The 21,951-nt window shown below is 30.1% G+C and carries 20 protein-coding genes; 4 read left to right on the forward strand and 16 right to left on the reverse strand.

The window, feature by feature from the left end; genetic code table 11:
* Position 1: 1 nt before the first annotated feature.
* A complete protein-coding gene (lptB, locus tag B0M43_RS01490; RefSeq protein WP_026982881.1) occupies positions 2-742 on the forward strand; it encodes an LPS export ABC transporter ATP-binding protein in 741 nt (246 codons plus the stop codon).
* Positions 743-794: 52 nt separating this feature from the next.
* Positions 795-1,016, forward strand: a complete 222-nt coding sequence (locus B0M43_RS01495) for a DUF5808 domain-containing protein (RefSeq protein ID WP_078005928.1) — start codon at positions 795-797, stop codon at positions 1,014-1,016.
* Positions 1,017-1,061: 45 nt separating this feature from the next.
* Here the strand turns inward: B0M43_RS01495 and B0M43_RS01500 are convergent, their stop codons facing one another.
* Positions 1,062-1,922 (reverse strand): glycoside hydrolase family 25 protein, encoded by an 861-nt coding sequence (locus tag B0M43_RS01500; protein WP_065450928.1) that lies wholly within the window; start codon positions 1,920-1,922, stop codon positions 1,062-1,064.
* A gap of 10 nt (positions 1,923-1,932) precedes the next feature.
* On the reverse strand, positions 1,933-2,649 hold the full coding sequence (locus B0M43_RS01505; RefSeq protein WP_065450927.1) for a phosphatidylcholine/phosphatidylserine synthase: 717 nt from the start codon (positions 2,647-2,649) through the stop codon (positions 1,933-1,935).
* A 276-nt stretch (positions 2,650-2,925) separates the two neighbouring features.
* Between B0M43_RS01505 and B0M43_RS01510 the strand changes: the two genes are divergently transcribed.
* Positions 2,926-3,909, forward strand: a complete 984-nt coding sequence (locus B0M43_RS01510; protein WP_078006174.1) for a PorV/PorQ family protein — start codon at positions 2,926-2,928, stop codon at positions 3,907-3,909.
* Between the two features lie 36 nt (positions 3,910-3,945).
* The gene (locus B0M43_RS01515; RefSeq protein ID WP_078005929.1) at positions 3,946-5,082 is read left to right on the forward strand and encodes a DUF4105 domain-containing protein; all 1,137 of its coding nucleotides are present in this window, start codon (positions 3,946-3,948) and stop codon (positions 5,080-5,082) included.
* Between the two features lies 1 nt (position 5,083).
* Here B0M43_RS01515 and B0M43_RS01520 read toward each other — a convergent pair whose 3' ends face one another.
* The 14 genes from B0M43_RS01520 to B0M43_RS01585 are packed head-to-tail and all read right to left on the reverse strand — an operon-like array spanning position 5,084 to position 21,913.
* A complete protein-coding gene (locus tag B0M43_RS01520) occupies positions 5,084-6,478 on the reverse strand; it encodes an exopolysaccharide biosynthesis polyprenyl glycosylphosphotransferase (RefSeq protein ID WP_078005930.1) in 1,395 nt (464 codons plus the stop codon).
* Between the two features lie 59 nt (positions 6,479-6,537).
* Positions 6,538-7,887 carry an O-antigen ligase gene (locus tag B0M43_RS01525; RefSeq protein WP_078005931.1) on the reverse strand — a complete coding sequence of 450 codons (1,350 nt, stop codon included), beginning with the start codon at positions 7,885-7,887 and terminating at the stop codon, positions 6,538-6,540.
* A gap of 14 nt (positions 7,888-7,901) precedes the next feature.
* Entirely contained in the window at positions 7,902-8,990 is a 1,089-nt protein-coding gene (locus B0M43_RS01530) for a glycosyltransferase (RefSeq protein ID WP_078005932.1), read from the reverse strand.
* Positions 8,987-10,105, reverse strand: a complete 1,119-nt coding sequence (locus B0M43_RS01535; RefSeq protein WP_078005933.1) for a glycosyltransferase — start codon at positions 10,103-10,105, stop codon at positions 8,987-8,989. The genes B0M43_RS01530 and B0M43_RS01535 overlap by 4 nt, the downstream gene beginning before the upstream one ends.
* Before the next feature lie 2 nt (positions 10,106-10,107).
* Positions 10,108-11,202 (reverse strand): glycosyltransferase family 4 protein, encoded by a 1,095-nt coding sequence (locus B0M43_RS01540; RefSeq protein ID WP_078005934.1) that lies wholly within the window; start codon positions 11,200-11,202, stop codon positions 10,108-10,110.
* Positions 11,203-11,215: 13 nt separating this feature from the next.
* On the reverse strand, positions 11,216-12,226 hold the full coding sequence (locus tag B0M43_RS01545; RefSeq protein ID WP_078005935.1) for a glycosyltransferase family 2 protein: 1,011 nt from the start codon (positions 12,224-12,226) through the stop codon (positions 11,216-11,218).
* A gap of 5 nt (positions 12,227-12,231) precedes the next feature.
* The gene (locus B0M43_RS01550) at positions 12,232-13,101 is read right to left on the reverse strand and encodes a hypothetical protein (protein ID WP_078005936.1); all 870 of its coding nucleotides are present in this window, start codon (positions 13,099-13,101) and stop codon (positions 12,232-12,234) included.
* Positions 13,102-13,108: 7 nt separating this feature from the next.
* Positions 13,109-14,728: a hypothetical protein gene (locus B0M43_RS01555; RefSeq protein WP_123921752.1), complete on the reverse strand. Its 1,620-nt coding sequence runs from the start codon at positions 14,726-14,728 to the stop codon at positions 13,109-13,111.
* A gap of 3 nt (positions 14,729-14,731) precedes the next feature.
* Complete coding sequence (locus tag B0M43_RS01560) at positions 14,732-16,279, reverse strand: glycosyltransferase family 2 protein (protein WP_078005938.1); 1,548 nt, start codon at positions 16,277-16,279, stop codon at positions 14,732-14,734.
* Positions 16,276-17,430 carry a glycosyltransferase family 4 protein gene (locus tag B0M43_RS01565; RefSeq protein WP_246860185.1) on the reverse strand — a complete coding sequence of 385 codons (1,155 nt, stop codon included), beginning with the start codon at positions 17,428-17,430 and terminating at the stop codon, positions 16,276-16,278. The genes B0M43_RS01560 and B0M43_RS01565 overlap by 4 nt, the downstream gene beginning before the upstream one ends.
* Position 17,431: 1 nt before the next feature.
* Complete coding sequence (locus B0M43_RS01570) at positions 17,432-18,313, reverse strand: hypothetical protein (protein ID WP_078005939.1); 882 nt, start codon at positions 18,311-18,313, stop codon at positions 17,432-17,434.
* Positions 18,313-19,746 carry an MBOAT family protein gene (locus tag B0M43_RS01575; RefSeq protein WP_078005940.1) on the reverse strand — a complete coding sequence of 478 codons (1,434 nt, stop codon included), beginning with the start codon at positions 19,744-19,746 and terminating at the stop codon, positions 18,313-18,315. Before B0M43_RS01575 ends, B0M43_RS01570 begins: the two co-directional genes overlap by 1 nt.
* 39 nt (positions 19,747-19,785) lie before the next feature.
* Positions 19,786-20,847, reverse strand: coding sequence for a glycosyltransferase family 4 protein (locus B0M43_RS01580; RefSeq protein ID WP_078005941.1), 1,062 nt, complete (start codon positions 20,845-20,847; stop codon positions 19,786-19,788).
* A complete protein-coding gene (locus tag B0M43_RS01585; RefSeq protein ID WP_078005942.1) occupies positions 20,840-21,913 on the reverse strand; it encodes an acyltransferase in 1,074 nt (357 codons plus the stop codon). Before B0M43_RS01585 ends, B0M43_RS01580 begins: the two co-directional genes overlap by 8 nt.
* Positions 21,914-21,951 lie beyond the last annotated feature (38 nt).

The raw sequence follows: 21,951 nt of genomic DNA on the forward strand, positions 1-21,951 counted from the left end.
AATGAAATTAAGAGCTGATAATTTAATCAAAACCTATAAAGGTCGTAGTGTAGTAAAAGGAATTTCTGTTGAAGTAAACCAAGGAGAAATCGTTGGACTTCTAGGACCAAATGGTGCAGGAAAAACAACTTCTTTCTACATGATTGTTGGATTGGTAAAACCAAATCAGGGTAATATTTATCTTGATGATTTGAATATTACCGATTATCCGATGTACAAACGCGCTCAACAAGGAATTGGTTATTTGGCACAAGAAGCCTCTGTATTTAGAAAATTAAGTATTGAAGATAATATTCTAAGCGTTTTACAATTGACTAAACTTTCAAAGGAAGAGCAAATTGCCAAAATGGAAAGTTTAATAGAAGAATTCAGTTTAGAACATATTCGTACCAACCGAGGTGATTTACTTTCGGGAGGAGAACGACGTCGTACCGAAATTGCACGCGCTCTTGCAACAGACCCAAAATTTATTTTACTCGATGAACCTTTTGCGGGAGTTGACCCAGTTGCGGTAGAGGACATTCAGAGAATTGTAGCTCAGCTAAAAAATAAAAATATCGGAATTCTAATTACCGATCACAACGTTCAGGAAACATTAGCGATTACCGATAAAACCTACTTAATGTTTGAAGGTGGAATTTTGAAAGCCGGAATCCCGGAAGAATTAGTTGAGGATGAAATGGTTCGCCGTGTTTATCTTGGACAAAACTTCGAACTTCGTAAAAAGAAACTTGAATTCTAAATAAAGTATTTAGTCTCAGTCTCGGTTTTCAGTTTTAAAATAATAATTTAAAATGAATTCAGAAAAACCAACACAGGAAGAATACAATAATTGGCACAAAGACCCAAATAACTGGTATTTGGGATTCTTGTACTATAATCCTGAGGACAAAAGATTATTCGCTCCAAAAAGAATATGGCAACTTGGATCAACAATAAATCTTGCTAATCCTTATTCTGTCTTAGTTGTCCTGGCAGTATTCTCAATAATTATTCTTGCACTTTTATCACGATAAAGCAACTACACAGTAAATACTGAAAACTGCGACTGCGACTGAAAACTACTCAACAGTTATAAACTGTAATTGCTGCAAATCACCATTGTAGATATTAACATCAACACGATGTTTGATTCCCGGCAAGGATGCTTTTTCGGTAAATTGCCAAAAAAGCCAGTCGTCTTCGATTTTTTCTCTGTAAAAATTGTAATTGGCTATCCAAAATAAATATTCGCCAAATTCTTCTTTTAGAAAATCACTATAATAGCGCTCTCCGGAATAAATTATAGGACGCACCTGATAATGCGCTTCTACCTTATTCAACCAACGCTTTAATCCTTTCTTTAAACTATCCAAAGGTTGATTTTTAGGCAATCTTTCGATATCTAAAACTGGCGGCAGATCCCCTTTTTGTAATTTTACGGTTTTAATAAAAAGATTAGCCTGCTCGATTGAGTTTTCATTTGGCCTATAATAATGATAAGCCCCACGTATGATTTTATGTTCTTTTGCTCCTTCCCAATTTTTTTTAAACTGCCTGTCTACTCTGTCATTGCCCGCAGTTGCGCGAACAAAAACAAATTGTACAGGATATTTTTCTTCTAAAACCTCAACTTCATCCCATTGTACTTTTCCCTGAAACTCAGATACATCAATACCTATTACTTTTCCTTTATGATTTTCAAGAACTTTAATATTTCTAACATCAGACAAATGCTTATCAACCGCATCTTCGTCTAACACTTTATTTGATTTAAAGCCAAGATAATACGCCAGTCCATCACGATAATGATAAACTGCAAAAAAGAAAAGTAACACAAAAAAAGAATAAATAACAAAGCGAATTACTCTTGCTAAAACCGATTTCTGAGGTTTCGTTTTTCGCGAATAAGAAGTTCTTCGGGTAGTGGTTTTTCTTGCCATTGAGATGAAACTACTTTTTCAAAAACATATTATTAACAACTGATAATAATACGTAAAAAATGATAATCAAAGGAATTGCCATGTATTGCAGGACTACTACTAAAAGTAAAGAAACCAACAAAAATACTATTTGAAGTACATTATCTTTGACTGTAAATTTCTTGATTTTTAAAGCAAATAAAGGGATTTCAGCATTCAAAATATAGGCACTACATAATGTTATAGCTAACAAAACCCAGTGATTACTTAGTATTTCGAATACTGCCAAAGAATCTGAATATTCTAAAACCAAGGGAAGACTTAAAATAAACAGCGCATTTGCAGGTGTTGGCAGACCAATAAAAGAATCTGTCTGACGAGTATCAATATTAAAATTCGCTAATCTGTAGCAAGAACCCAAGGTTACAATAAATCCTAAAAAAGGAATAAAAACCGATCCAATTACTTCATGAGGATTAGCGCTTTTTACAAACATAGAATACATTACATATCCTGGCACAACTCCGCTCGTAACCATATCTGCCAAAGAATCTAACTGCAATCCAAGCGGACTTGAAACTTTAAATAATCTGGCAAAAAAACCATCAAAAAAATCAAAAAAGATCCCTAAACAAACCATGTAAAAAGCCATCAAAAAATCGCCTTGTGAAACAAAAACAACGGCTATGCAACCACAAAATAAATTGATTAATGTAATTAAATTAGGAATGTGCTTTTTGATATTCATGATTTATAAATTTTGATAAATAGTGAACGGCAAATTTAGCATAATAACTGTATGTAGAATGCGTTTTTTGAAGAGTTTTTAATTTGAAATTCTGACTTTCGCAATATTTATGAAAAGGAATAAATTTGCTGAGTAAAATATTATATTTTTGGTAAAAATTAAAACAGACTCAGATCTGCTAAAAAATATCCGTTGAAGAAAATCTTTGTGCTTTTATTATGTTGGAGTTGTACGTTGCAGTATGCGCAAACCGTTCGAAAATATTCGAATGAATTTATGAATATTGGTGTCGATGCAGCTGCTCTGGGAATGTCAAGTGCAGTAACGGCTTCTACAAATGATGTCAACTCGGTTTATTGGAATCCGGCTGGTTTAACCAATCTTGAAGATCATCAGATTTCATTAATGCACGCCAATTATTTTGCTAATATTGCGCAATACGATTATATAGGATACGCAAGCCCAATTGACGACAGAAGTGCGTGGGGAATTTCTATGATTCGTTTTGGTGTTGATGATATTATGGATACCACTCAATTGATCGATAATCAGGGAAACATTGATTATAACAGAATTCGTTTGTTTTCTACTGCTGATTATGGTTTTAGTTTTTCGTATGCCAGAAAATTGCCTGTTGACGGATTTCAATACGGTGTAAATGCAAAAATTATTCGAAGAATTATCGGGAAATTTGCCAATTCCTGGGGATTTGGATTTGATGTTGGATTACAGTTTGAACGAAATAATTGGAAATTTGGGTTGATGCTTCGGGACATCACAACAACTTACAATGTGTGGAATATTGATGAAGAAGAATATGCCAAAATTGCCAATGCAATTCCGGGAGAAAATAACGAATTACCAGAAAGTACTGAAATTACATTACCAAAAGCACAATTGGGAGTTTCGAGAACGTTCGATTTTCATAATGATTATAGCATATTAGTGGCAACTAATCTGAACATGCGTTTTGAGCAAACCAATGATATTATTTCATCTAAAATAGTTAGTATTGATCCTGCTCTTGGATTTGAATTTGGATATACCAATCTTGTTTTTTTACGTGCAGGAGTAGGAAATTTTCAGAATGTAACACAGTTAGACAATACTGAAAAATTGAATTTTCAACCTAATATTGGTCTGGGTTTTAAATACAGAGGTATTCAAGTCGATTATGCGCTGACTGATTTAGGAAACCAAAGTACTGCTTTATACTCAAATATTTTTTCATTAAAAGTAGATTTAGGTATCTTTAGATAAAATTTACAAACCATAAACTTCTTAAAATTTTAAATCATGAAAAATGTCATTTTCAAAAAAACACTTTTTAGTTTATTATTATTACTAAGTTTTATTGGTTTTAGTCAAAATTTGCCTTTATCCAAAGACGCTAAAATAAGTGTCCTCACTTGCGGATTAGGCAATGAAACTTATTCTTATTTTGGGCATACCGCAATACGAGTTGCTGATCCCGGAAATAATATTGATGTTGTATATAATTATGGCGCTTTCGATTTTAGGACTCCAAACTTTGTGGCAAAATTTGCAAAAGGAGATTTGCAATATTTCGTAATTGTACATTCGTTTTCGGAGTTTATTGAAGAATATAATAATGAAAAAAGAAGTGTATTTGAGCAAGAACTTCTTATTCCTCAGGATGCAAAACAAAGGCTTTTTGATAATTTAAATACGACATTAGCTTCTGAAGATCGTTTTTATACTTATAAATTTATTGATAAAAACTGTACTTCGATGGTAGTCGATATTATCAATAAAAGTTTAAACAGTACTGTTATTATAAAAAAAGGAGATACAGATATCACCTATAGATCTATTTTATTTCCCTATTTCAACGGTCATTTTTATGATCAATTAGGAACCAGTATTATTTTTGGAACCAAAGTAGATCAATTGGGAACGAAGATCTTTTTGCCTTTTGAATTGAAAAATAGTCTAGAGAAAACTACTTATCAAAACAATTCATTAGTTAATAAAACAAGTACATTGTTAAGCTTTGAAAAAGAAACTCCGGGTTCCTGGTGGAATAACATCTATACTTATCTTTTTATTCTTGCCTTTGTTATTTTAGCTCACAATAAAATCGTTGACAAAATCTATCTTTTAATTTTATCGTTAATAGGAACCTTTTTTGTTTTTATGGGATTTTATTCCTTTCACCACGAATTGGCGATGAATTATAATGTGCTTTTATTTAGTCCATTATTATTGATTTTACTTCTTTTTTCAGTTATCAAAAACAAAAGATGGACCTATCGATCTGCAGTTTTGCACTTACTTTTTTTAGTAGTTTATGCTATTTTTATGATCAACAAAGCTCATTTTCTAATTGTTTTGCCCATGATCATTACAAGTGGATTTGTTTTAGTGAGAGTTGCTATTCGAAACAAAAAACGTATCCCGATTATCATCTAAATTATTGTCCGCGGTAAAATAAAACTGTAGTAATTGTTTTGAAAGTAATACTTAAATCAAGAAATATACTTCGATGTTTGATATAGTATAAATCATATTGCAGCTTTATCAAACTCTCTTCGATAGATTCTCCGTAAGAATAGTTCACCTGAGCCCAGCCTGTAAGACCTGGCTTTATAACATGTCGTGTTTCATAAAATGGCATTACACGCGCTATTTCTTCAACAAAAAATGGTCGCTCCGGCCTTGGACCAATCACCGCCATATCGCCTTTTAAAACATTAAAAAACTGCGGTAATTCATCTATTCTTGATTTGCGCATCATTTTTCCAAAGGGAGTAATTCGCCTATCGTTTGACGTTGCAAAAACAACCCCGTTGGATTCAGAGTTTTCAACCATTGTTCTGAACTTATATATTTCAAAAATAACTCCATTTTTACCAACACGTTCCTGAGTGTAAAATAGCGATCCTTTGTTGGCAAAAAGGTTTCCAATATAAATTATAGGAATAAAAATAACACAAGCCAATAGCCCTATAAAAGAAAATAAAAACTCCATAGAACGCACCAAAAACAAGTAAAGTCTGTTACTATTACTTCGGCTAAAAGGGAAAAACCTATAGAAATCTCTTGCGATATAATGCACCGGAATACGCTGTGTTTTACTTTCATAAACCTGCGTGTATTCACGAATAACATTTCCCGATTCTAATAAATGAAGCAATTGCTGGTATAAATCTGCAGTAATTCCGTCGGTTTTTTGAGAAGCAATTACAATTTCAGAAATTTGATTTTTAAATACAAAATCTTCTAAATCCTTCTTTTTTATTTCTTTCACATAATGAAAATTCGAATCTTCCTCTGATAAAGAATCTGAATTGACAAAACCAATAATTTTATAATGCGGGTCAACATTCTCTAATCCTAAAACCAATTCTTCAACCTGATTTTGATCGCATATTAAAACTACACTTTGAGAAAATCGTTGTGAGGCAAGAAAATAAACATAGAATAATCGCCATAGTAGTAATGTTCCGATTATAGTAAAATAAAAAATAAATATAATCAAACGCTGTTTTGGCAATTCCGGAGATAATACAGGCGTAAATAAATAAGCCAAACTTGAAGCAGTTCCAGTAAATATTACACTTTGAAGAATTTGCAATTGATTACTTGCCACCTGCAAATTATACATTTCGAATATTAATCCAAAAACGTACACATAACTTAGAAGTAAAATAATACTAAGTAAATTACTTGTATTAAAAGCAAAGTAATTATAATCAAATATCAGGCTTAATATAAAGAGAGCCGATAATATAAAAACAGTATCAAAAAAAAGAAGCAATAATCTTCTTTCCGAAATTTCGAAATGCATTTTATTAGTAGGAAACATTTATTTGATTTTGTTTAGGGGCTTAAACTTCAGGCAAATGTATTATAAAAAAACAGATATTAGCCTACAGAATTTTCTGCTTTTTCCGGAATTTTAACCTGAACTAAAAGAAGCGATAATGCATATACAAAAGCCGGAGCTGCCGTTCGCATCGCGGCATGATTTATAGTCAAGAGCCAAAAGACAAAAAAGGATAAGAAATATAAGTGTTGTCTGTTATTTATATAAAGAACAAAAGGAGTTACAAAAAGTATCAGGAGACCAAAAATACCAAATAAACCATGTTCGCTAAACATACGGGTAATCTCATTATGTGAAGCAGCTTCTTCTCCAAACGTCTGCTTTCTGATTTGTTTTCCCATTCCTGCTCCAACACCTAAAATAGGATTTTCTAAAAAAAGTGCTAACTCTTCATTCATAATTTGTTCTCTACCTCCTAACTTATCTTTCTTTTCTCTACCGCGAGCATCCTGATTTGCATATCTTTTTTCTATAAGTCCCCTTGTCTGAAAAGAAGAATAAGTCCAAACTCCAACCGCCATAAAACCCGTTAGAATGAATACTAATACAAACTTACTTTTCCCTTTAGCATTCGAAAATCGATATAGCAAAAACAGTAGACAAACAATCATAACAACTGCTGTAATAATTCCTCCTCTAGAAAAAGTAACGATTCCTCTATAAGCTATAAAAAGCAGTAAAAAGCTATTTATAACTATTGTCATTTTTGATTTTGAGAATAAAACCAATTGTGTAAAGAAAATAAACATCCCTAAACCTAATGCTGTTGAAACCTGATTGGGACCAAACCCGCCTGAAGTTTCAAAATTAGATTGTGTTCCTGTCACTACATCTCTGACACTAGGATTGAATAAAAACAAATATACTGTCGTACTCACTATTGGTAGTGCCATTGCTATTAATATATTCTGCAAGTCTGAAAATAAAATTCTTCTTTTGAACATATAGATCGAGGATATTGCCAAACATACAGGACCTGATAAATTAAATACCAAAGATTTTTTAATATCTATAGAAGGATTAAAAACTGTAGCAGTAATTAAAATACCCGGAATTAATAAAATAAGGAAAAACCAGTATAAAAATGCATTTGATGAAAAATTACTGTAAATCATACCTAAAAGCATGAAAAAAATAACATTAACTTTTACAAATTCATTATTAAAATTACCGCCTGTCATTCGTAAAAAGACCTCTACACCAACTAAATAAGCTGCAATATAAAGCACTTCATTGTTTGCGTTTTTAGTGCGATAAACAATAAAAAAACCAGCAATTGGAATAAAAAGTGCGTATAATTTTGACAAAAAAGGGATCGCAAAAACAGCCAAAGCAATTACTGCATGAATTAGAAGCAGAAAGCTATAGGACAATTTTGTTTTTTTCATCTTCATATATTATTTTAAACTGTAAAAGTACTTAAAGATTTCAACCATAAAATATAATTCGACAGAATAGTCTCTGCACTAAAATCCTTTTGAACTTTATTAAATAAATTCAAACCTAGATCATTTCTGAATTTTTCTGACTCAATCAGGTTTTCGATGGCTGTAACAAGCTCATTACAATTGTTAGATTCTATCATTATTCCCTCTTTTTCCGAGATAATAATTTTTGAAATTTCACCTACATTTGTTGCAATGACGGGTAATTTATTTAATCCATATTCGAGAATCGCAAGCGGAAGCCCTTCTGAAAGAGAAGGCAAAACAGCAATCTGACATTGTAATAATGAAGCATTCACATTATTTGTAGTGCCGTAAAAATATACCGTGTTTTGAAGTTGTAAATCTTTAACTCTTTTCTTTAACTGATCAGAATAGGAATCATTAAAGTCTTTTCCAAATAAATGAAAAGTCCAATCCGGGAATTTATCTTTTATTACTTTAGCGGCATTAATTAATAATATATGATTTTTTTGAGGACGCAGATTAGCTACACAAATAATTCTTTTTCCTTCAGATCCGTTTAGATTAATCTTTTCATTTGAGATAGAAGAATCAAGAATAAAATTAGGGAAGTAAATTATATTTGAACACCAAAGATAAGATTTGGCCCAATCTCTCAATGCTGAGTTTACCGAAATAATTCCGGTAAAAAAGAGGGATCCAAGTTTTAAACTTATATTTTTTCTTGAAGATAAATCCTGTGAAATTCCGTAATGATCATGCCAAATGATTTTAATTTTTGGCAAAATCAATTTTACTAAAACTACACTAAAAAAAGAAGAGCTATGTGCATGAACAAGATCAACTTTATTCTCTTTTAAATATTTACGTAATCTAAAAACTGCTCCAAGATCTATTTTCTTCTTTTTTTTCAAAAACAAATAAGAAACGCTTTTATCAATTTGATTGACTAATAATCCTTCTTTACGAGATGTAACTAAACCAGAAAACTCTATTTTTTTAGATAATACATTAGCATAATTTACTGCCATACGTTCTGCTCCGCCTGGTTCTAAAGAATCTATAATTTGTACAATTCTCATGAGATCAATAGCTTTTTAATTTCATTTTCAAAAAGATCTGTGGTATAATTTTGTGACCATTGCATAGCTAGCCTGCTTTTAGTTAAAAATGTTTTTTCGTCGCTGATAATTTCCTTTATCCTATTTACATCTTTATCTAAATCCATTTCTAACAAAATACCTCTATTACCATAATCTAGCATAGATGGTAAACAAGAAACTTTAGTCGCCACAGGAACGCAACCCCAAAACATTCCTTCGACAATAGCTTTTGGCCAACCTTCGCTTCTTGAAGGTAAAATTACAAAATGGCTTTTTTGATAGGCTTTTTTTATGATTTCCTTATTTTGATTTCCGTGTAAAACAATAAATTTTTCCAGATTATTTGTTTGAATATAGTTTTCTAAAGCCCTTTGTTCAGAACCTTCACCATATAAATTAAGATTTGTTTTGTATCCTTTTTCTATTAATTCCTGAACTAATTTAAAAGCATACATTGGATTTTTTCCCGAAACCAGGCTGCCTACAAAAATGAATTCTATTGTGTTTTCAAAACTTTCTTTTATAACGTTTTCCTTTTCTGACTCTGAATAAGTAGCGGTAAAAAATGGTTTTATATTTTTAGATTGATTTTTCCATTCTCCATATACCAAAACAGTCATATTTCGTGTCAAAAAAGTATTGCTTAAAATCCATTTTTGCACTTTATATGTAAAAGGCTGCTTACTTTGAGGATCCCAATTTCCTGCATATTTTGCTGTTTTTATTTTTTCAGGAAAGAAAATCTGAACAAAACAGCCTATTAACCCCATATTTCCCGGGCAGCGCAAATGAATATGATCTGCATTTTTCATTGCCCAAAATATTCTCCAGAAAATTATTGGTAATTTAAAGACTGAGGATAAAACATTCTTAAAATTAGTCAGATTGAAATCAGGAACCGGGCGAAAATCAATCTTGTTACGACCATAAGGAATATCAATTTCTGTTGGTTTTTTATTTTTTAATGGAGCAACAATAATTACCTTATTTGTATATTTTAGCCAAATATTCATTTCATATACATATGGAGAATAGCTAAAATATTTTTCTTCTTTTAAAATATGATTTACCTGAGTAATTATGGCAAATTTCATAATTATATAAGGTTAGAAAAATTAATACAGTATTCTTCCATGCTAAATTTTTCTAAAAAAGTTTTTCTTGCATGAATCCCCATTTGAACTTGCTTTTCAAATTCTTTTTCAACTTTTTCAAAAATAGAAATCATTGATTCTAAATTTGGATCGAATTTAAAGCATTCTTTCCCTTCTTCTAAATAATTTGTCAATCCTGTTGTGTTAGATATTAATAATGGGACCTGATTCATCATAGACTCTAATCCTACTGTAGGTAGATTATCTCTTTTGGAAGGTATTATTATAAAATGACTTTTGCTCAAATAATTATCGATTTCATCATAACTTAAACCCCCAAAATATAAAACATTAGGTTCTCCAATTATTTCTTCTCTAATTTCTGTATCCTGACTTCCTGCTCCTGCAATGTTTAAAATAATGTTTGAACATTCTGTTTGTCTGTTATATTTTTTAAAAGCTTTAACTAGTTCTAATATCCCTTTTGAAGGATCTAACCTCCCTAGATAAGAAATTATAATTTTGCTATTATTTTTGTTACTTTCACTTGTATATCTATCCTTCATAGGATTTAAGAGAACCATTCCTTTTTTAACACAATAAAAATTTGATAAGTCATTTTTTGCTAAGTCTGATGGACAAACAATTATATCACATAAGGTTTTGTAAAATATCATTTTTCTGTAAAACGACATTTTATATCTAAAACTTAATGTATTATGATCTTCGGCAATTTGTTGCAGTAGAGTATGATAATAAACAAAAGTTCTCACTTTACCGAGTGAGAGTAATTTTGATATTGCAATAGTAATATTAGCACCCACAAAATGTCCTATTACTACCTCGGGCTTGTATTTAAAATAAATTTTAGAATACCAAAAAGCATCCTGTAAAGATGTAGGCCTTTTTTTCGAAGGCCATGAATAAATTACAATCTCGCCTTTTCCCTTTTTTATACTTTGCTTTTCATCAAAAAATGGTTTATGTGAGATAAAAATGACTCTATTTCCTAGGTTAGCCAAATGATGTGCTAAATTAAAACTCATCGAAGCAAAAGAATCTTCGCTATAATTATGTGCTATTAAAATATTTTTCATTAAAAAACTTTTACTATTGTAGTTTAGGCTTAGTAAATATTAAACTCCACCATCCTACAGTACGCCCAGCTGCTTCTGTAAAAGCTTTTTTTCTATTATTACCAGTAAACGAATTACTAAAGCGAATTAAAGTCAGCAGAATAGTTATTGCATTCCATCTGAAACGATCTTGTAGCGCTGGATTAGGATTTTTAATACGCCAAACGTACCATCCGTTTCGTACTACCATTTTACCGTACTTATACTGGTTTGGTCTTCCTGAATCAGCATGAAAATGAGATAAATGAGCATTGGTATTAATTACATTCTTACCAAATTTTAGAGCCCTCAAACTAAAATCAGCATCTTCATACAAGCCATAGCCTTCAAAAAACTTAGAAAATTTGATCTCATCTAAAACATTTTTTCTAAAGGACATTGACATTCCTATTAATAAATCTACCTCATATGTTTTTCCTGTCATTGGAAATCCTGAAGTTCTTCCATGCGAATAATTGGGCATTTTTCCAGAACCTAAATGAGACGAAAGTCCCAGGTAATTTCGTACTACATTTCTTGTTCCCTCTTTATAATAATATCCCTCAAACAAATAATACTTTTTGTTGCCATACTTAATATTTGGCTCTTGCTGTTTCCATTTATATTCATTGATTGCTATTCCTCCCACACCAACAACATCTAAATTACTTTGGAATGTTTTTATAATTTCAGAAAAATAATCTGGTTCTAAAAACGTATCATCATCCAAAAAACAAACTATTTCAATATCCTGATTTATTTTAGATATTCCAAAATTTCGTTGTTTTGTTAAACCTCTATTCTCATCTGAGACTTGAAAATATTTTAGATTTTGAAATAGATTTTGTTCTAAACATTTTTTAGTTTCTTCATTAAGTGAACCATCAACTATTAAGATTTCATCAGGATAACAGATCTGTCCTTTAACTGACTTGAGCAAAGTTAACAATGCATCAGGACGCATATATGTACAGATAATTAGAGAAAAGCGTAAAGGTAAATCCATCAAATTTATATTTTTAAAACTACCAAAATATTTCCTGCCGTTAGTTCTTCATCACAGTATTTCTGATAATCTTCATGAAGTGAAACTTTTTTAAATAAATCATAGGCTACTGCTCCTTTATTTAAATTGTCATATTCGAGATGAATAATTTCATAGTCATATTTTTTGAAAATTTCAAGAAATTGTGGTAATCTCAGCCTATTATGATAATCGTATCTAGTATGAACTTTATTCCATTCCTCTTTGCTATACTTTAAAAAATCATGAGAAGATAAACCGCGATCGCCATGCTGTCTCAAATCGCTTGGTGAAATAAAATGAATTATATAAGTGCCTTTTTTTAATTCTCTTTTCATTTTTTCATGTAATGCTTCAACATCATTTTCATTCATATGCGAGAGCACATAACGTGAAAAAACGACTTGGACATCAGGAAAGCTTTCTTTTACAGCATTGTAGTTTGGGAAATACTCAATTTCATAAGGAAGTTTATATTGATCATCAGGATTAACCAAGATCTTAGCAGAATATCTTTTAGAAAAAAGATCATTTAATTCTAAAATTCTTTCTTTTTTAAAATGTCTGTTAATGTCAACAGTATAGACTCTTTTTGCTTCAAACTTAAACTTAAAAAAATAAGGCATACTGGGAAACCAGCCTGAACCTAACTCAAAAACAGTTTTATCTTTTAAGTCAATATCCAAAGTAGTCAAAACCTTTGAAAGTCTAATATAGGTTGCTTCAACGCTTTTTAATCGACTCTCTAAGGTAGACCTATCGAACAAACCTTGAATTTTATGATAACAATAATCTCCCACTTTACTTGGTAAGAAAGAAAGTGATTTAAATAATATAGTTTTTACTTTATGATTCATTTACGATTTAAATTACATTCCGCATTTGTAGAGCAGTATTGCTTTTTTCGAATATGTTGCCTTCAATATCAATATCAAAAATTACTTTTTCAAAATTGGCCCAATAATCAATTAGCTCAGTAAGAGTTGGATTCCAGATTTCCTGGTTCTTAATTTTATTTCCTAAAAACTTAAAATTATCAGAAACTTTACTATCAATTGTTGTGGGTGTTGAAAATAATTTCCCACCATGATATTCCAGCTGTACTGAAAAATACGTATGTGCAATAAAAACGCCTTTCTCCTGAATTAAGGTGTTTATATTTTCGTGAGAGAGCGATTTTTTAAAATCGAGCATTTCTAAAGTCTGAAAAACATAGAATTCTTTGTCAACAATATTATGCTTAAATACAACTGGAGAATATCTTGCTAATTTATATGACTTCTTTTTCTTAGTATTCCAAAATAATAAAACTGAAAAGATAGAACTACTAAGTCTGGAAAAATCTTTAACCAAAGAAAAAAATGATCGTACATCCCTTTGAAAAAACATTTTTTTAAAATGTGTTGCTGCATTAGAGTATCTTAAAATCAAATCTTCATCATTATAATAGTGAAATAAAATATTCTTAATCATAAGCTGCATTTTTTTTAGTAAACCCACGTTTTTGCTTCCCTTTAAAAAACTTGCCAATGTAAAATGCTTTTTATTAAATTGATTTATCACGCCTTGTGTTGCAGTTCCTGAATCAATATAATTCCAAAGTGTATTAATTTTTTTTTCACACAAAACCGCTTCAAATTCACTCTCCTTAAATTTGTTATTTTTAAAAAGAGAAAAATTATAAGGCTGAAACCCATGATCAATCCAGACTTTTATATGATCTAATGGTGGGACAAATTGCTTAAAATCTGCGAAACTTTCCTCATTTTTTTTTAAAGACTGCGAAAGCGAATGATAACACAACTCATGTCCTGATTCCCTCCATTTCAATAATTCTTCTTCTTGATTTTGGTAAGATGCATTTTGTTCTCTTTTAGAAAAATGATTCAAGAAAAATCCTTTTGTAATTTTTATTTGATGTTTATTAAAAAATTCTCTTTGCAAAATTAAATTTTCTGCCGTATCAAAATCACAATGATCAGTAAAACATGCTACCGCAGAGAATGGAATTTTAGACCTACTAATCTCAATTGAATAACTTTCAGGAAATAATAAGGCTGGGGGTTCTGCGAAATCCCACTTTTGTTTTGCCTGAGAAATTATTTTTCTATTTTTATTTCCTAAATAGTTAGCAATAGGTGCAGCAAGATCAGGATTAAATCGCCAAAGTAAAACATATGGAATTTTATGATCTACTTCCCAAACACCATCTGTTATATTGGCCTGAATTATCTCTCCGGTTTGAAGTTTTATAATTTTTGGGCTAAATTGGTTGGCGATATATGTTGTGTGGCATTTTCTCCAAGTATAATCATGGTCGCGAAATTCAGCAATTTTTTTAGAAAAAGTGAATTTTATATCAAATGCATTACAATCTTCAATATTAAATAAACATAAATTTATAGCAATTTTAGATAAATGATTTGTATCAAATTCTACATCACGACTTCCCTCATGGGTCACAATTGTTATACTTTGTATCAAAAGTTATATTTTATTTTTTAATTGATTTGCCCAATACACACTTTGCTTCCACTGTTTTCTAAAATTCAAAAAATACAGAACGGGATTTTTTACCGATTGCAATTTGTAAAACTTGATAAATAAAATTGTTTTATAACCATCAATTTCTTCTTTGCTCAAATGTAAAACTTTGTATAACATTGCTGTTGGTGAAGGTTTTGGCTGAATGGTATCATTTTGCCATGGCAGAACCGGTTTAGTTCTAAAACCACCAATTGGCGCCTTTAGATGAAGAATTTCGGGTTCTGGAGAATATAGAACATCTATACCTTTATTTCTAAGCTGCATTCCAAAATCAGAATCTTCTCCATAACCAAATTCAAAACCTTCTCGATAATGAATGTCTTGCAAGATCTCACGTTTTACTATACTGCAACCCGATCCAAAGCTTTCCCACTGCATTTCTTTCTTATATTTTTCATTGGGATTGTATTCGCTTCCATAGCATCCCAATGTAACTGCCTTAACGCCGAATTTATCTATTTGATTAAAAGCTTCTTCTAAAAACGAATCTTTTATTCTTATATCATCATCAGCCATAAAGATCCAATCATTTTTTGTTTCATTTAAAGCTATATTTCGAGCGTTACAAGCACCTGCCTGATGTATAAAGATATGTTTTATCTCAAAAGGCCAGTTCTCTGAAGCCAAATAATCCAGCTCCGAAATACTATTCTTCATAGGATTTTGCTCCACAATTATTACATTTAGCGGCAAACAAGTTTGTTGAGCTAAATCTTTGAGAAAATCATACAAAAAGCTTTTTCGTCCTATTGTGGGAATAATAACATCTATAGCTCTGGAACTAACAATTTTAAGAACAGAATTAACCTGAACATTATTAAGATCTATTTTACCTACATTTCTATTTTTAAAAAACAAACTACTTAATAAAGGGAAAAAAAGAATTTTATGCTCATAAATAACCAAATTAATAAATAATAACAAAACCCAACGAGTTCTATAATGCTGCTTAACAAATCTAAAAAGGACAAATGTTGAACTAGTATATTTTTTCTCTATATTATTACTGTATAATAATTTTGGCTGTGAATAACATAATAATCCTAAAGGACTACAAACTTTTGCCAATGAATTAAGGTAATAATCAAAATCAGATTCTAGTTTTATGCGATTATTAACAGTAAGCAGCAACGAAGCATGAATAACACCAACAATGCTGCTCATTTGCCAAGTCGGATACATAACGTTTTTATTAATTTTAATAAAAGGTGAATCCTCGATATAGCCAATTTTTGTTCCTAGATAATCATTTTTTTGCGGATTAAAAGTAAACATCATTTTATCATGATGCATAAATTGAGAGACTTCCTTTAAATTAAGATAATCTTTATAATCTATATGACACCAAACTATTTTTGCAAAAGGAAATTGAGAAGCTAGTTCCATCATACCAGAAGAAATGTTGTCTGTATCGCTAAACGGTATGACTACATTTTCTTCTGAAATAACCTTTACAATTCTTTTATTATTATGAAATAATATTATCAAAATTTACGAATTATAGTTTTATAAAAATCAATATTATCCTTTACTATTTTATCAGTACTAAAAAAAACTTCGACTCTTTTTCTCGCATTTTTCCCCATTTTTTTTGAAAAGTCAGAATCTTCTAAAAGCTGAACGATACGTGATGCAAATAAATCATGATTATTAGGATGAACTAAAAAACCGCTTTCTCCATCCATAATCATTTCGTTTGCCCATCCGATATTTGAAGCTACGATTGCTTTTTTCATAGCCATGGATTCTAGCCAGGAAACCGGAAAAGCTTCTGCAAAGGAAGGGAACACGCAAACTGTAGCTTCTTCAATTTTGCTTTTAATTTCAGAATAAGGAACACTTCCTAAATAAGAAACATTTGCTTTGGCTTTTTCTGAAAAAAAATTTTGCATCATTTTCCAGGTTGATGAATTACCTGAAATAATATCCGGAACATCTCTACCAACCAAGATCAATTTTACTTCAGGAATATTCTCTATTACTTTATTAAAAATTAAAGGCAATTCCAGAAGCCCTTTTTTTCGAATTAAACTTCCAAAATACAATATCGTTTTTTCTATCTGGGAATTTTCATTATTAACCTGAAACAAATTAGTTTCAATCGGATTTGGAATAATGGTAAACTTTTTATTCAACTCAAAAAGCTCATTTGTTTTATCTGCAGTAAACTGGCTTACCGATAATAGTCCACCTGCTTTTTGTAATGCTCTTTTTTCGTGAAACTTATTAATCCACTTTACAGGGCGATCATCGAAATGACAAAAATAAGTATCCGAACCATTTAATCTTATAATTAAGGGACACAATTTGGGTTGTATAAATGATGAAATACCTGTCCAATCTGGCGCTTCAACTAAGTCAATTTCATCATTTGAATATAATTCATTAATTATTCTTTCAATTTTTTTTCTAGTTAATAACCACGATAATCCTTTAAACTTTATATTCTTTATCTGTTGAATAATAATTCCATCATCATCAAAAGTATTATCTTCTTTTTGACCATAAACTAAAACCCGAACTGAAACACCTTTCAATAAAAGGCCAACTGATAAATTTTTAATACTGGTCCCTATACCACCAGAGCTTCCTGTTTTAGGGTGTGGATATTCTGGTGTTAAAAAGGCTATTTTCATCATTTTATTTATTAAAAAAGTCTTTCAAAATCCTGGAAGTAAAAATTTTAGCTCCAGCATCAGTCATGTGTCCACAAGATGAGAAGTACTTATTGTCTACCACAACATTCTCGTAATTATGAATTTCCGGATATGCTTTTTTTACTTTATAAAAATAATTCATCCCTACAACATTTTCACACATTGGAGTCATAACAGTTATTAAATTGATATTATTAGCTACACAGATATTTTTAACTTCTTCATAGTACTTGTTATGTGGCAAGGGATTTAAATTGACAATATTATTTTTCATATTGCCATTCTTATGCTTTTTTAATGGATAAAATCCTAAGTTATCTAAAGCATTTGTTTTTTCCTTACTTTCAATTTTAAAAATTTCTCTAAAACCAATTTTCGAATCGTACTTTATATATCTGTAAAAAGGAATATAGTATAGTTCATTGAAATTTTTTTGACCCGAAAAATGCTCTTTAATAACATTTGAATTATGAATATAAGGCAAAAATTTTGCAGAAACTCCATCAGATTCCTGATCATTAGAAAGATTTAAATCAGCCTCAAGAATTATATTTTTTATTTTATATTTTCTTTCGATCATTAATTTCAAAAGTAATGACGATTCAAACAAATGGCCTCCACTCATACCGTAATTAAAAGTTTTTAATCCAACATTTTCAAACATCTGAGAAACAAAATGATTATTAGCTCTTGATGAGCCTAAAACTATAACATCATATTTTTGTGCTTTTGAGTTAAATACGGTTTCAATTTTTCCTCTATTTTTAGATCGCATAAAAATGGCTGTATAAAGACCATCAAGAGCAACAGCAGTCAAAATGATTACCAGGATAATTTTAGTTATATAAATTAAAAAACGTTTCATTAAAATTGAAAATATATAAATTCTTTATAATCTGAAAAAGTTCCGAATGCCATTATAGCTATTATCGCAAAAGCCAATTTTAGCATATTTCTTTTTCCTGAAAGCGGTTCAACTTTGGTGCGATTATTCCATTCGACCAAAACAAAAATGCCAAGAATTATTAATAATTCATAGCTATAACGTTCATTATCTAAATATTGAAAACTAAAATCTCTACTTAAAATCATACGTTTTAAATACAAAATCGCATCGGTGATTGTCTTGGCTCTAAAGAAAATCCACGCTATACAGGTTAACGAAAAAGTATATAAAATACTTACTATGACTTTTACTGAATCAAAATTAAATTTCAACTGAATAGCCCCCATATTGTTTCTGTTACTGTTGGATAAAAGCAATGGTAAAAAGTAAATGGCATTTATAAATCCCCATGCCAGATAAGTCCAATTGGCTCCATGCCAAAATCCGCTAACAACAAAAATGATAAACGTATTTCTAATTTTCATCCAGATTCCACCTTTACTCCCACCTAATGGAATATATAAGTAATCACGAAACCAAGATGAAAGAGAAATATGCCAACGACGCCAAAACTCTGCAATATCTCTTGAAAAATAGGGATAATTAAAGTTTCGTAATAAATCTAATCCGAACAGTTTTGAAACTCCTAAAGCAATATCTGAATATCCTGAAAAGTCTCCATAAATTTGAAAAGCAAAGTATATTGCCCCTAAAATAAGTGAGAAAGAATTCATCGAAGTATAGTTGTCGAAAATCGCATTCGCATAAGTCGCGCAAGTATCTGCAATGACTACTTTTTTTACTAATCCCCAAATAATCTGACAGATCCCTTCTTTGGCTTTTTCAAAATCAAATTCTCTTTTGACTTTTACCTGCGGCAACAAATGTGTTGCTCTTTCTATAGGGCCGGCAACCAAAAGAGGAAAGTAACTTACAAAAAGTGAATAATCTACAAAGTTATATTCGGCTTTTATTCTTTTCAAATAAATATCAATTACATACGATAATCCGTGGAAAGTGTAAAATGAAATTCCGACCGGAAGAATAACATTTAATAAAATTGGGCTTGCCTGAATGCCAAATGAATTTAATAAATCTGCGAAGGAAGCTGCAAAAAAATTATAGTATTTAAAAACACCTAAAAAACCTAAATTTACCGAAATACTAAGCCAAAACCAAAACTTGCGGCTTGCTTGAGATTTTCCTTTTTCGATTTGAATTCCGGTGTAATAATCTAAAAACGTAGAAAAAACCAGTAAGAACAAAAATCTCCAATCCCAACAAGAATAAAAATAATAGCTGGCTACAATTAACAAAGCATTTTGCGTGCTTTTCGTTTTATTGAATACAAACCAATACAAAAAGAAAACGATTGGTAAAAAAATAGCAAAAGCTAAGGAATTAAAAAACATATTTGAGGTCTAACTTTAAATAGATTAAATTTATGGATTTTAGATTATTAACTTAAAATAGTTGTCAACCATTTGAGATAATGAAAAAGCGTGCAAATTATCATTAATATCTGAATTATTATCCAGAATATATTTTTGATTTAAAATGTTTTCCAAAATTCTTTTTAATTGGTCTGTTTTAGTTGCTTGAAATAAAAATCCATTTTCATTTTCTTTAATTAGTCCTAGCACATTTCCCTCTTTTAAAGTTGTAACAACTGGCAAATTGCATATTAAACTTTCGAGAACAACATAACAAAATGTTTCACCATGAGAAGGATGAACTAAGAAATCGTAATGAGAATAAATTTGATTTAAATTTGAGACACTTCCTTTAAAGTTAAAGAACTTTTGAAGTGAGAATTTTTCAATCATTTCCTCTAGTTCTTCCTTATAATATCCTTTACCATAAATATCAAATGAAAAATCAAGACTATTTCTTTCTTCCATTTCATTTACTGCCAGAATTAAATCCTGAATTCCTTTTTCTTTTCTTAAATGAGAAACTACGATAAATTTATTAGAAGTAGAAAAAATTTGTTTCTTAGTGTATTTTGTAAAATCTAATCCATTTGAGATGATTTCTGTTTTGTACCTTAAGTGAAGTCCAAACTCCTTTACAAGTTCTTTTTTAGTAGATTCTGAAACCGCTACAAAAACATCAATATATCTTGAAAACAAAATTCCTTTTAATCTCTTATTTATTCTTTTTTTGAATGGGTATCCGTATAAGGGTCTTGGATTATGATCAACTGTGATAACTTTTGCATCTGTAAGTTGCTTGACTTTATAAAAAAAAGGCGTACATAATTCTATAAAATGAGTTATGATATGTGAATATTCAGTTTTAAGTTTACAAAAAGAGAGAAAATTATTTTCTGTTTGACACTCATAGATAGTTAAATTTGAATACTCACCATGATTAGATTGGTTAGGAAAAAACCAATCTACTTCAAAACCATTTTCTTTGCATTTTTTATCAAAATCCCAGAAAAAATAATCCATGCCTCCCACTCTTTCCGGAAGCAATTCATAATTACATATTACGGCTATCTTACTCATTAGTTTTATTTAGTAAACTTTTATGCAAGTATTTACTAATCTTAGTTTCAATTTTATGAGTATAAAGAATACTTAGAGTAATCATTACAGTTATTATTAAGATTGGTGCTATAAAGCTATTTGGATAAAAAACAGTAACAATATTCCGAATCCAAACAATTCCAATATATTCATGAATAAGGTAAAGAAAGTAAGATGAAAAACCGACTTTAGTAATAAATCTGTTTTCTAAAAAATGTAAAGTTTTAGGATAATATATAAAACAAAAGAAAAGAAAAAACATAATTATACTTGATATAAACTCCGATAAATTAAAGCTATGGTTAATGATAAAAAAACTCATTACTAGCAAAAATATGTATAGTTTGTATTCTTTATTTTTATAGAGCATATAAAACAATGCTCCAGACAGAAAAAAGACCAGATGTTTTAGAAGGTTGAACAGATTAAATAATTTAGTAAAATAATCAAATTGATCAAAGCCAGAAAAAAGTAATGCATAATATAAAAATATAGCCCCAAAGGAAGCTATAATAAAATTTCTTTTAAAATTTTGTTTACTTGAAAAGTAAATAATACTGGCAAAAGTATAAAACTGCATTTCCGGCCATAGACTCCAGTAATCATAGTTGATATAGCTAAAGTGATTTGGAATCCCTGAAATTAAATTATAAAGATTAGGGGGTAAAAATGTGATACTAATCATTAAGTTTCTAAAATGGTTGTCCTGAAATGTATTATAATGATCAAATATTAGTAAAAAACAATATGTTAATACAGAAGCAACCAATATAGAAGGGAATAGGCGAATGAACCTCTTTTTCCAAAAAGATATAAAATCCTGTGTTCCTTCTAATGAATAACAAATTACAAATCCGCTTATTATGAAGAAAAAAGGAACTCCTTTAAAGCCATAATGAAAATAGTTTCCACCAAAATAAGGGTACACAGAGTCATTCCACCGATAAAAATAATGATATAAAATCACTGACATTATTGCTAATGTTCTAAAACCATCCAGAATAGTTATTCTATTATTAGAATTTACCCCCTTTAAATTACTCATAATTTTAATTAAATTTTGCCTTTTTTATCTAAATCACA

Source organism: Flavobacterium sp. KBS0721 (assembly GCF_002007065.3).
Taxonomy (GTDB): Bacteria; Bacteroidota; Bacteroidia; order Flavobacteriales; family Flavobacteriaceae; genus Flavobacterium; species Flavobacterium piscis.

Bases quoted from the DNA above. Each gene is read 5' to 3' on its own strand.
- B0M43_RS01540 (WP_078005934.1), bottom strand. From the start codon at position 11,202: ATGAAAAATATTTTAATAGCACATAATTATAGCGAAGATTCTTTTGCT.
- B0M43_RS01585 (WP_078005942.1), bottom strand. From the start codon at position 21,913: ATGAGTAATTTAAAGGGGGTAAATTCTAATAATAGAATAACTATTCTG.
- B0M43_RS01575 (WP_078005940.1), bottom strand. From the start codon at position 19,746: ATGTTTTTTAATTCCTTAGCTTTTGCTATTTTTTTACCAATCGTTTTC.
- B0M43_RS01530 (WP_078005932.1), bottom strand. From the start codon at position 8,990: ATGAGAATTGTACAAATTATAGATTCTTTAGAACCAGGCGGAGCAGAA.
- B0M43_RS01565 (WP_246860185.1), bottom strand. From the start codon at position 17,430: ATGATGAAAATAGCCTTTTTAACACCAGAATATCCACACCCTAAAACA.
- B0M43_RS01495 (WP_078005928.1), top strand. From the start codon at position 795: ATGAATTCAGAAAAACCAACACAGGAAGAATACAATAATTGGCACAAA.
- B0M43_RS01580 (WP_078005941.1), bottom strand. From the start codon at position 20,847: ATGAGTAAGATAGCCGTAATATGTAATTATGAATTGCTTCCGGAAAGA.
- B0M43_RS01525 (WP_078005931.1), bottom strand. From the start codon at position 7,887: ATGAAAAAAACAAAATTGTCCTATAGCTTTCTGCTTCTAATTCATGCA.
- B0M43_RS01550 (WP_078005936.1), bottom strand. From the start codon at position 13,101: ATGAATCATAAAGTAAAAACTATATTATTTAAATCACTTTCTTTCTTA.
- B0M43_RS01545 (WP_078005935.1), bottom strand. From the start codon at position 12,226: ATGGATTTACCTTTACGCTTTTCTCTAATTATCTGTACATATATGCGT.
- B0M43_RS01515 (WP_078005929.1), top strand. From the start codon at position 3,946: ATGAAAAATGTCATTTTCAAAAAAACACTTTTTAGTTTATTATTATTA.
- B0M43_RS01510 (WP_078006174.1), top strand. From the start codon at position 2,926: ATGAATATTGGTGTCGATGCAGCTGCTCTGGGAATGTCAAGTGCAGTA.
- B0M43_RS01505 (WP_065450927.1), bottom strand. From the start codon at position 2,649: ATGAATATCAAAAAGCACATTCCTAATTTAATTACATTAATCAATTTA.
- lptB (WP_026982881.1), top strand. From the start codon at position 2: ATGAAATTAAGAGCTGATAATTTAATCAAAACCTATAAAGGTCGTAGT.
- B0M43_RS01535 (WP_078005933.1), bottom strand. From the start codon at position 10,105: ATGAAATTTGCCATAATTACTCAGGTAAATCATATTTTAAAAGAAGAA.
- B0M43_RS01520 (WP_078005930.1), bottom strand. From the start codon at position 6,478: ATGTTTCCTACTAATAAAATGCATTTCGAAATTTCGGAAAGAAGATTA.
- B0M43_RS01500 (WP_065450928.1), bottom strand. From the start codon at position 1,922: ATGGCAAGAAAAACCACTACCCGAAGAACTTCTTATTCGCGAAAAACG.
- B0M43_RS01570 (WP_078005939.1), bottom strand. From the start codon at position 18,313: ATGAAACGTTTTTTAATTTATATAACTAAAATTATCCTGGTAATCATT.